Source organism: Streptomyces sp. NBC_01635, from assembly GCF_045209715.1.
Classification (GTDB): domain Bacteria; phylum Actinomycetota; class Actinomycetes; order Streptomycetales; family Streptomycetaceae; genus Streptomyces; species Streptomyces hirsutus.
In genome coordinates this window covers 2,372,411-2,382,694 of record NZ_CP109277.1, presented here as the reverse complement: position 1 = coordinate 2,382,694, position 10,284 = coordinate 2,372,411, and the positions used below count along the sequence as shown (strand labels likewise).

General features: G+C 72.9%; 5 protein-coding genes. 3 read left to right on the top strand and 2 right to left on the bottom strand.

Features of this window, described 5'->3' with window-relative positions; all coding sequences use genetic code 11:
* Positions 1–5: 5 nt before the first annotated feature.
* Positions 6–1,469: an ADP-ribosylglycohydrolase family protein gene (locus OHB56_RS11280; RefSeq protein WP_406352996.1), complete on the bottom strand. Its 1,464-nt coding sequence runs from the start codon at positions 1,467–1,469 to the stop codon at positions 6–8.
* Positions 1,466–2,491, bottom strand: a complete 1,026-nt coding sequence (locus OHB56_RS11275) for an ADP-ribosylglycohydrolase family protein (RefSeq protein WP_406352994.1) — start codon at positions 2,489–2,491, stop codon at positions 1,466–1,468. The genes OHB56_RS11280 and OHB56_RS11275 overlap by 4 nt, the downstream gene beginning before the upstream one ends.
* Positions 2,492–2,800: 309 nt before the next feature.
* Here OHB56_RS11275 and OHB56_RS11270 point away from each other — a divergent pair, with 309 nt between their 5' ends.
* The 3 genes from OHB56_RS11270 to OHB56_RS11260 all read left to right on the top strand — a co-directional run bounded on the left by OHB56_RS11270 (position 2,801) and on the right by OHB56_RS11260 (position 10,232).
* The gene (locus OHB56_RS11270) at positions 2,801–3,532 is read left to right on the top strand and encodes a VIT1/CCC1 transporter family protein (RefSeq protein ID WP_364738824.1); all 732 of its coding nucleotides are present in this window, start codon (positions 2,801–2,803) and stop codon (positions 3,530–3,532) included.
* Between the two features lie 594 nt (positions 3,533–4,126).
* Complete coding sequence (gltB, locus tag OHB56_RS11265) at positions 4,127–8,776, top strand: glutamate synthase large subunit (RefSeq protein ID WP_406352992.1); 4,650 nt, start codon at positions 4,127–4,129, stop codon at positions 8,774–8,776.
* Positions 8,769–10,232: a glutamate synthase subunit beta gene (locus OHB56_RS11260; RefSeq protein ID WP_326752132.1), complete on the top strand. Its 1,464-nt coding sequence runs from the start codon at positions 8,769–8,771 to the stop codon at positions 10,230–10,232. Before gltB ends, OHB56_RS11260 begins: the two co-directional genes overlap by 8 nt.
* The last annotated feature ends 52 nt before the right edge of the window (positions 10,233–10,284 follow it).

The following is a 10,284-nucleotide window of genomic DNA, read 5'->3' as shown; positions in this document are numbered from 1 at the left end:
CCGAATCATCCTCCGGGGGGAGGCGGTTGTGCGGCTTCCAGGAGCCCGGCGAGTTCCACCAGGTCGGTGCCGGTGAGCCGGGGGAGCGTGCAGCCGGAGAGGATGCGGCAGCTCTCCCGCCAGGACGCCGGGATCGCCGTACCCCCGCCGAGCGCGCCGGTCAGCGCGCCGACGAGGGCGGGGGCCGAGTCCGCGACCCGGGACAGACAGGCCGCCGCGGGTACCGCCTCCGCGATCCGGCCCTGCGAGGCGGTGGCCAGCGCGAGGGCCACGGGAACGGTCTCGGCGGCGGCGATGCCGTAGCTGTAGACGTGGTCGACGATCTGGTGCTCCAGGAGCGGCACGAGGGCGAAGGCGCCGTCGGTGTCCGCGGCGAGCCGCAGCGCGTGCCGGGCGTTGCGGCCGATCTCCGTCTCCTCGGGCAACTCGGCCACCGCGGCCGCCACGCATGCCCCGACGCCCGCGCCGGCCAGCGCGAGGGCGATGGCGGCGGCCATCGCGCGGGCGCCGTGCACCCCGTCGCCGTCCTGGGTGTAGCGGGCGTCGAACTCGGCGAGCGCGGCGGCGCCCTCGGGGTCGCCGGGGTGGGCCACGGCCAGGACACAGGCCCGTACGCAGGCCGCGTCGTCGAAGTAGTGCGGGTTGTCGTGGCCGGTGGCGGGCGGGCGCAGACCGGTGGCGAGGTTGCCGAGCCCGGCCCGTACGGAGATACGCGCGCGCAGGGGCAGGACGGCCGACTCGACCTCGGGCGCGCGTTGTGCGGCCGCGGCGACCTCGCCGGCCACGGCGTTCCAGGTGAGGTCGATGGCGGCCCGGGTCCGGCGTTCGCGGCTCAGGTCGCCGAGCGCGCCGTCGTCGCCGGCCCGCAGGACCGCCTCGGCGGCGAACACCGCCCACTCGGCGTCGTCGGAGGGACCCAGGCGCAGGGGTTCCGGGGACTGGTTGAGGGCGATGGGCACGGGCAGGGTGGTGGTCGCGTTCTGCTCGGCGAAGGTGTCCAGTTCCCGGGTGAGGCGCCGGGTCCACTCGGGCATCCGGGCGGCACGGTGGCGTGCCGCGGGCCAGCCGGCGGCGTCCCCGGCGGCGAGGCCGAGGAGGAGGCCCTCGATGCGGGGCGCCTGCGGCGGCGGGACGAGGGCCGCTGTCGCGGGCCGGTGGTCGCCGAAGGCCTCGGCTTCGCCTCCGGCCCGGCGCTTTTCGCCCGCACCGCTTCCGCGGACGGCGGGGGCGGGTGCGGGCGGCCCCGGTGGGGCCGTCGCGCCGTCGGCGGCCCCGGGAGCGCCTTCAGGGGGACGGGTGCCGGAGACACGGCTTTCGGTCCGGCGGGCCCCGGGGGTGTCGGTGGGGCCGGCGGGGCAGGTTTCGGGATCGGGCGGGGGCGGTCTCGGCGGGGGGTTCTCGGTGGGGGGTGCGGGGGGCGGGTCCGGGGGCGCGGACGTGGGTGTCGCCGCCGGTGGGGAGAGGGTCATGACGGGGTCTCCGTGGTGTTGCCGGCCGGTGCCGAAGTGAGCAGGTCCGCGATGTCCAGGACGTGGTGGCCCGCCATCGCGGGGAGGCAGCTGCCGCGGGCCGGGCCGATCGCGGCCGCCCAGTGCTCCGGGATCGCGGCGGCGCCCCGGGTCGCGCCCGCCAGGGCGCCCGCCACCGCCGCGGTGGTGTCCGCGTCACGGCCCATGTTGACGGCCGTCAGCACCGTCTGTTCGAAGTCCCCGTCCGCCGCCGCGTACGCGCCGAAGGCGAGGGCGACGGCCTCGGGGGCCAGGTCGGTCCAGGGGTAGCCGCCGATCACGACCGCGGAGCGGACCGCGTGCTCGCCCCGGTGGGCCGCGGTGACGGCGCGGCGCAGGGAACGGGCGGTCCAGGAGTCCTCCGGCACCAGGGCCAGCGCGGTGGCCACGACGGTGACCACTGGCGCCCCGGCCATCGCCGCCGCCACGCCCGCCGCGACCGCCCGGCCTCCGTAGATGCCCTCACCGTCGTGGCTGACCGAGCCGTCGATCGCCGCCAGCCGGGCCGCCTCGGCGGGACGGCCGGCCGCGAAGACGCCGTGCGGTGCCGCTCGCATCGCCAGCCCGTCGCTCCAGGCGTGGCGGTGCTGGGCGGAGACGGGTGCGGCCAGTCCCCGGCGGAGGTTCTCCAGGGTGCCGCGCTCGCTGAATCCGGCGCCCCGGAACCGCCCCTCGGCGCGGTCCGCGATCCATTCGTGCCAGGCCGCCCCGACCTGCGCCGGGGTGAGCGCCGACCCGTGCCGGGCCAGCAGCAGGCCGGAGAGGATCGCGTACTCGGTGTCGTCCGTGCCCGCGGGATACTCCGCCACGTATCCCGTGATGCGGCCCCACCGGGCGCGGATCTCGGAGGGTTTCATGTTCTCGGCCGGGGCGCCCAGCGCGTCGCCGACGGCCAGGCCGAGCAGCGCGCCGCGTGCCCGTTCGCGGAGCCCGAGGGAATTCCCGGACGCCGGGGCCGAGGGGATGCGGGCGTTCGATGCCATGCGCGGCTCTCCTCTCAGGGGCGCCCCGAGAGGCGCGAAGCCCTTTGCGGAACTGTCCCCGGTGCGAGGTCCGGCACAGCCTCACAGGCCTCGGTGTCACCCGGTCGACATCTGCGCGGGCCCTCCCGCAGGTGAGCGGCTGAAGCGACGAAACCGCAGGTTAGCCCAGCCTTTCCTTGCTGGCGGGAGGGAATGCGGAAGCGTAGATTGGGTGCTGTTCAAAAGTAGAACTTGTCTAAAACGAGGTCTGCAGCAGCCGTCGGAGACGTCGGCTTTGCAGGCGCTTTCGCGAACTCCCTGGGGGACGGCATGGCGATCATCGAGACCGAGGCGACGCTGCACGAGGCGCACCGCGACAACCACACGCACCGTGATGTCAACGGCGGCTGGCTGCGACCGGCCGTGTTCGGCGCGATGGACGGCCTGGTCTCCAACCTCGCACTGATGACCGGCGTGGCCGGCGGCTCGGTCGGACAGCAGACCATCGTCATCACGGGCCTCGCGGGCCTGGCGGCCGGCGCCTTCTCCATGGCCGCCGGCGAGTACACCTCCGTCGCCTCCCAGCGCGAGCTCGTCGAGGCCGAACTGGACGTCGAGCGGCACGAGCTGCGCAAGCACCCCAAGGACGAGGAGGCCGAACTCGCCGCCCTCTACGAGGCCCGGGGCGTCGAGCCGGAGCTCGCCGCCGAGGTGGCCCGGCAGCTGTCGCGCGACCCCGAGCAGGCGCTGGAGATCCACGCCCGGGAGGAGCTGGGGATCGACCCCGGCGACCTCCCCTCGCCCACCGTGGCCGCGGTCTCGAGCTTCGGCGCCTTCGCGCTCGGCGCGCTGCTCCCCGTACTGCCGTACCTGCTCGGCGCGAGCGCTCTGTGGCCCGCCGTGCTGGTGGCGCTGCTGGGGCTCTTCCTGTGCGGCGCGCTGGTCGCCAAGGTGACCGCGCGGACCTGGTGGTACAGCGGTCTGCGGCAGCTCGCCCTCGGCGGCGCGGCGGCCGGTGTGACATACGCCCTGGGCACATGGTTCGGAACGGCCATCGGATGACCCGGCTCGGATGACCCGGCTCGGATGACCCGGCTCGGATGACCCGGCTCGGATGACCCGGCTCGGACGACCCGGCTCGGACGGCCCGGCTCGGGCGACTCGACTCGGACGGCCCCGCACGGCTGCCCCGGACCGGGCGACTCGACTCGGACGGCCCCGCACGGCTGCCCCGGACCGGGGCGCCGGCTGGGCGCCCGGCACGGACGGGCAGCACCGACGCCCCGGCTCCGCTTCCGTGCGAGGGGCCGCACAAGTAGCTGTTGCTCGTTGGTTTCGACCGCGTGACGATGGGGCATGAGCCGAAAGCGCCGTGGGCAACGAAGCTCACGACGCGGCCGCGGGAGTGGGCGAGGACGCCCGGCCCGCCATCGGACCGGCGGACATCGATGCGCCCGCCACGGTCCCCCAGCTTCTCCCCGTCAGGCGCGGAATTCCCGAAGCGACCTGCATGGTGTCCACATGGTGGAACGGAAAATCCCGCCTACCGGGAACCGAGCCATCGTGTAACCTGCACGAAATTTCGCAGTCACGCAGAGGGCCAGCGTCGTCCCTCGGCACTTTGCACATGCCACATGACGACGACGGGAAGAGGCGATGCGTATGACGCGCCAGCCGTCCCAGCATTCCGCGCATGGCCAGAACTGGTCCTTCATGGATGCTCGCCCTGCCCCGCAGGGCATGTACGACCCCCGCGACGAGCACGACGCCTGCGGCGTCGGATTCGTCGCCACGCTTACCGGCGAGGCGTCCCACACCCTGGTCGAGCAGGCACTCACCGTCCTGCGCAACCTGGAACACCGCGGTGCCACCGGCTCCGAGCCGGACTCCGGCGACGGCGCGGGCATCCTCTCCCAGGTCCCGGACGCCTTCTTCCGCGAGGTGGCCGGATTCGAACTGCCCGGTGCCGGCGCCTACGCCGTCGGCACCGCCTTCCTCCCCGTGGACGCCACCGACGAGACCGTCGCCCGCATCGACGAGATCGCCGCCGCCGAGGGCCTCACCGTCCTCGGCTGGCGCGAGGTGCCCGTCGCGCCCGACCTGCTCGGTGCCACCGCCCGCTCCACGATGCCGGTCTTCCGCCAGATCTTCGTCACGGACCACGTGTCCCGGGGCATCGACCTCGATCGCACGGCCTTCGTGCTGCGCAAGCGCGCCGAGCGCGAGGCGGGCGTCTACTTCCCGTCGCTGTCCGCGCGGACCATCGTCTACAAGGGCATGCTCACCACCGGTCAGCTCGAGCCCTTCTTCCCCGACCTGTCCGACCGCCGCTTCGGCTCCGCGCTCGCGCTGGTGCACTCCCGGTTCTCCACGAACACCTTCCCGTCGTGGCCCCTCGCGCACCCCTACCGCTTCGTCGCCCACAACGGTGAGATCAACACCGTCAAGGGCAACCGCAACTGGATGCGCGCCCGCGAGTCCCAGCTGGCCTCCGACCTGTTCGGCTCCGCCGACCGTGGGCGCAGCGGCTCCGCCGACCGTGGGCGCAGCGGCTCCGCCGACCTCGGGCGGATCTTCCCCGTCTGCACCCCCGACGCCTCCGACTCGGCGTCCTTCGACGAGGTCCTCGAACTGCTGCACCTCGGCGGGCGCTCCCTGCCGCACTCGGTGCTCATGATGATCCCCGAGGCGTGGGAGAACCACGGCTCGATGGACCCCGACCGCCGCGCCTTCTACCAGTACCACTCCACGATGATGGAGCCCTGGGACGGCCCCGCCTGCGTCACCTTCACGGACGGCACCCAGGTCGGCGCCGTACTCGACCGCAACGGTCTGCGCCCCGGCCGCTACTGGGTCACCGACGAGGGCCTCGTCGTCCTCGGCTCCGAGGTCGGCGTCCTCGACATCGACCCCGCCAAGGTCGTCCGCAAGGGCCGCCTGCAGCCCGGCCGCATGTTCCTCGTCGACACCGCCGAGCACCGCATCATCGAGGACGACGAGATCAAGGCCCGGCTCGCCGCCGAGCACCCCTACGCACAGTGGCTGGAAGCCGGCGAGATCGAGCTGTCCGACCTGCCCGAGCGCGAGCACATCGTGCACACCCACGCCTCGGTCACCCGCCGCCAGCAGACCTTCGGCTACACCGAGGAGGAACTGCGCGTCCTGCTCGCCCCGATGGCCAAGGCCGGCGCCGAGCCGATCGGCTCCATGGGCACCGACTCGCCGATCGCCGCCCTGTCGGAACGCCCCCGGCTCCTCTTCGACTACTTCACCCAACTGTTCGCGCAGGTCACCAACCCGCCGCTGGATGCGATCCGCGAGGAGCTGGTCACCTCCCTGCGCAGCCCGCTCGGCCCCCAGGGCAACCTGCTCGAACCGAGCGCCGCGTCCTGTCGCAGCGTCGTGCTGCCCTTCCCCGTCATCGACAATGACGAGCTGGCCAAGCTCATCCACGTCAACGCCGACGGCGACCTGCCCGGCTTCAAGGCCGCCACCCTCTCCGGCCTCTACCGGGTCTCCGGCGGCGGCGACAGCCTCGCCGCCCGCATCGAGGAGATCTGCGCCGAGGCCGACGCCGCGATCGAGAACGGCGCCCGCCTGATCGTCCTGTCCGACCGGCACTCCGACGCCGAGCACGCGCCGATCCCGTCGCTGCTGCTCACCTCGGCCGTCCACCACCACCTCATCCGCACCAAGCAGCGCACCCAGGTGGGCCTCCTCGTCGAGGCCGGAGACGTCCGCGAGGTCCACCACGTGGCCCTCCTCATCGGGTTCGGCGCCGCCGCGGTCAACCCCTACCTGGCGATGGAGTCCGTCGAGGACCTCGTCCGCGCGGGCACCTTCCTGCCCGGCACCGAGTCCGAGAAGGCCATCCGCAACCTGATCCACGCCCTCGGCAAGGGCGTCCTGAAGGTCATGTCCAAGATGGGCATCTCCACGGTCGCCTCCTACCGCGGCGCCCAGGTCTTCGAGGCCGTCGGCCTCGACGCGGCCTTCGTCGACACGTACTTCCACGGCACCGCCACCAAGATCGGCGGCGTCGGCCTCGACATCGTCGCGAAGGAGGTCGCCGCCCGCCACGCCAAGGCGTACCCCGCCACCGGCATCGCCCCCGCGCACCGGGCACTCGACATCGGCGGCGAGTACCAGTGGCGCAGAGAGGGCGAGCCGCACCTGTTCGACCCCGAGACGGTCTTCCGCCTCCAGCACTCCACGCGCTCCGGCCGCTACGACGTCTTCAAGCAGTACACCGACCGCGTCAACGAGCAGTCCGAGCGCCTGATGACGCTCCGCGGGCTCTTCGGCTTCACCTCCGGCCGGGCGCCCGTCCCGGTCGACGAGGTCGAGCCGGTCTCCGCGATCGTCAAGCGTTTCTCCACCGGCGCCATGTCGTACGGCTCCATCTCCCAGGAGGCGCACGAGACCCTCGCCGTCGCCATGAACCAGCTCGGCGGCAAGTCGAACACCGGCGAGGGCGGCGAGGACCCGGAGCGCCTGTACGACCCGGCCCGCCGCTCCTCCATCAAGCAGGTCGCCTCCGGCCGCTTCGGTGTGACCTCCGAGTACCTGGTCAACGCGGACGACATCCAGATCAAGATGGCCCAGGGCGCCAAGCCCGGCGAGGGCGGCCAGCTGCCCGGCCCCAAGGTCTACCCGTGGATCGCCAGGACGCGTCACTCGACGCCCGGCGTCGGCCTCATCTCCCCGCCGCCGCACCACGACATCTACTCCATCGAGGACCTCGCCCAGCTCATCCACGACCTGAAGAACGCCAACCCCCAGGCGCGCATTCACGTCAAGCTGGTCTCCGAGGTCGGCGTCGGCACCGTCGCCGCGGGCGTCTCCAAGGCCCACGCCGACGTCGTGCTCATCTCCGGTCACGACGGCGGCACCGGCGCCTCCCCGCTGACCTCGCTCAAGCACGCCGGCGGACCCTGGGAGCTCGGCCTCGCCGAGACCCAGCAGACGCTGCTGCTCAACGGCCTGCGCGACCGGATCGTCGTCCAGACCGACGGCCAGCTCAAGACCGGCCGCGACGTCGTCATCGCCGCCCTCCTCGGCGCCGAGGAGTTCGGCTTCGCCACCGCTCCGCTGGTCGTCTCCGGCTGCGTCATGATGCGCGTCTGCCACCTGGACACCTGCCCGGTCGGCATCGCCACGCAGAACCCGGTCCTGCGCGACCGGTTCGCTGGCAAGGCCGAGCACGTCGTGAACTTCTTCCGGTTCATCGCCGAAGAGGTCCGCGAACTCCTCGCCGAACTCGGCTTCCGCTCCGTCGAGGAGGCCGTCGGCCACGCCGAGGTCCTCGACGTCACCCGCGCGGTGAGCCACTGGAAGGCACAGGGCCTCGACCTGGCCCCCCTCTTCCACGTGCCCGAACTGCCCGAGGGCGCCGTCCGCCACCACACCGTCCCCCAGGACCACGGTCTGGCGAAGGCCCTCGACAACGAGCTGATCAAGCTCGCCGCCGACGCACTCGCCGCCGACGGCGCGACCGAGGCGCAGCCCGTACGCGCCCAGGTCGCCATCCGCAACATCAACCGCACGGTCGGCACCATGCTCGGCCACGAGGTGACGAAGAAGTTCGGCGGTGCCGGCCTGCCCGACGACACCGTCGACATCACCTTCACCGGCTCCGCCGGCCAGTCCTTCGGCGCCTTCGTCCCGCGCGGCATCACGCTGCGCCTGGAGGGCGACGCCAACGACTACGTCGGCAAGGGCCTCTCCGGCGGCCGGATCGTCGTCCGCCCCGACCGGGGCGCCGACCACCTCGCCGAGTACAGCGTCATCGCGGGCAACACCCTCGCCTACGGGGCCACCGGCGGCGAGATGTTCCTGCGCGGCAAGGTCGGCGAACGGTTCTGCGTCCGCAACTCCGGCGCGCTGGTCGTCTCCGAGGGCGTCGGCGACCACGGCTGCGAGTACATGACCGGCGGTCACGCGGTCGTCCTCGGCGAGACCGGCCGCAACTTCGCGGCCGGCATGTCCGGCGGCACCGCCTACGTCCTCGACCTCGACCGGGACAACGTCAACCCCGGCCACCTGGACGCCGTCCACGAGCTCGACGACACCGACCGTGCTTGGCTGCACGACGTGGTGCGCCGGCACCAGGAGGAGACGGGCTCCACCGTCGCCGCCAAGCTGCTGGCCGAGTGGGACGGCCCCGACGGGGGCGCCGCCCGCTTCAGCAAGATCACCCCCAGTACGTACCAGGCAGTGCTCGCCGCCAAGGACGCCGCCGAGCGAGCCGGGCTCTCCGAGTCCGACACCCACCGGAAGATGATGGAGGCGGCGACCAATGGCTGATCCGAAGGGCTTTCTGAACCACGGCCGCGAAGTCGCCGCCTCACGCCCGGTCGCCGAACGCGTCAAGGACTGGAACGAGGTCCACGTCCCCGGCTCGCTGCTGCCGATCATCAGCAAGCAGGCCGGCCGGTGCATGGACTGCGGCATCCCGTTCTGCCACAACGGCTGCCCGCTGGGCAACCTCATCCCCGAGTGGAACGACTACGCCTACCGCGAGGACTGGTCGGCGGCGAGCGAGCGCCTGCACGCCACCAACAACTTCCCGGAGTTCACGGGCCGGCTGTGCCCCGCTCCGTGCGAGTCGGCGTGCGTGCTCGGCATCAGCCAGCCGCCGGTCACCATCAAGAACGTCGAGGTCTCCATCATCGACAAGGCGTGGGAGACCGGCGACGTCGCCCCGCAGATCCCCGAGCGCCTGTCCGGCAGGACCGTCGCCGTCGTCGGCTCCGGCCCGGCCGGCCTCGCCGCTGCCCAGCAGCTGACCCGGGCCGGCCACACGGTCGCCGTCTACGAGCGGGCGGACCGCCTCGGCGGCCTCCTGCGGTACGGCATCCCCGAGTTCAAGATGGAGAAGCGGCACATCAACCGCCGCATCGAGCAGATGCGCGCGGAGGGCACCAAGTTCCGCACCGGCGTCGAGATCGGCCGGGACATGCCGGCCACCGCGTTGCGCAAGCGGTACGACGCCGTCGTCCTCGCCGTCGGCGCGACGACCGCACGCGACCTGCCGGCGCCCGGCCGCGAACTCAAGGGCATCCACCAGGCCATGGAGTACCTGCCGCTGGCCAACAAAGTGCAGGAGGGCGACTACGTCGCCCCGCCGATCACGGCCGAGGGCAAGCACGTCGTCGTGATCGGCGGCGGCGACACCGGCGCCGACTGCGTGGGCACGGCCCACCGCCAGGGCGCCGCCTCCGTCACCCAGCTCGAGATCATGCCCCGCCCGAACGAGGACCGGGACGCGCTCTCCCAGCCGTGGCCGACCTTCCCCATGCTCTACAAGGTCACCTCCGCGCACGAGGAGGGCGGCGAGCGGGTCTACTCCGTCTCCACCACCCACTTCGAGGGCGACGAGGACGGCAACGTGCAGTGGCTGCACCTGACCGAGGTCGAGTTCGTCGACGGCAGGCTCACCCCGAAGCCCGGCACCGGGCGCAGGATCCCGGCCCAGCTGGTCACCCTCGCCATGGGCTTCACCGGCACCGACCGCGACAACGGCCTGGTCGAGCAGTTCGGCCTGGAACTCGACGCGCGCGGTAACATCGCCCGTGACGCCGACTTCCGGACCAGCGTGCCGGGCGTCTTCGTCGCCGGAGACGCCGGACGCGGCCAGTCGCTCATCGTGTGGGCGATCGCCGAGGGCCGCTCCGCGGCGCGCGGCTGCGATCGCCACCTCACCGGGGCGAGCGACCTGCCCGCACCGATCCGCCCGACCGACCGCTCACTGACGGTGTGACCGGACGCCGGCCGGCCGGCCGCTCCGGGACACACCACGCGATCCGGACCCC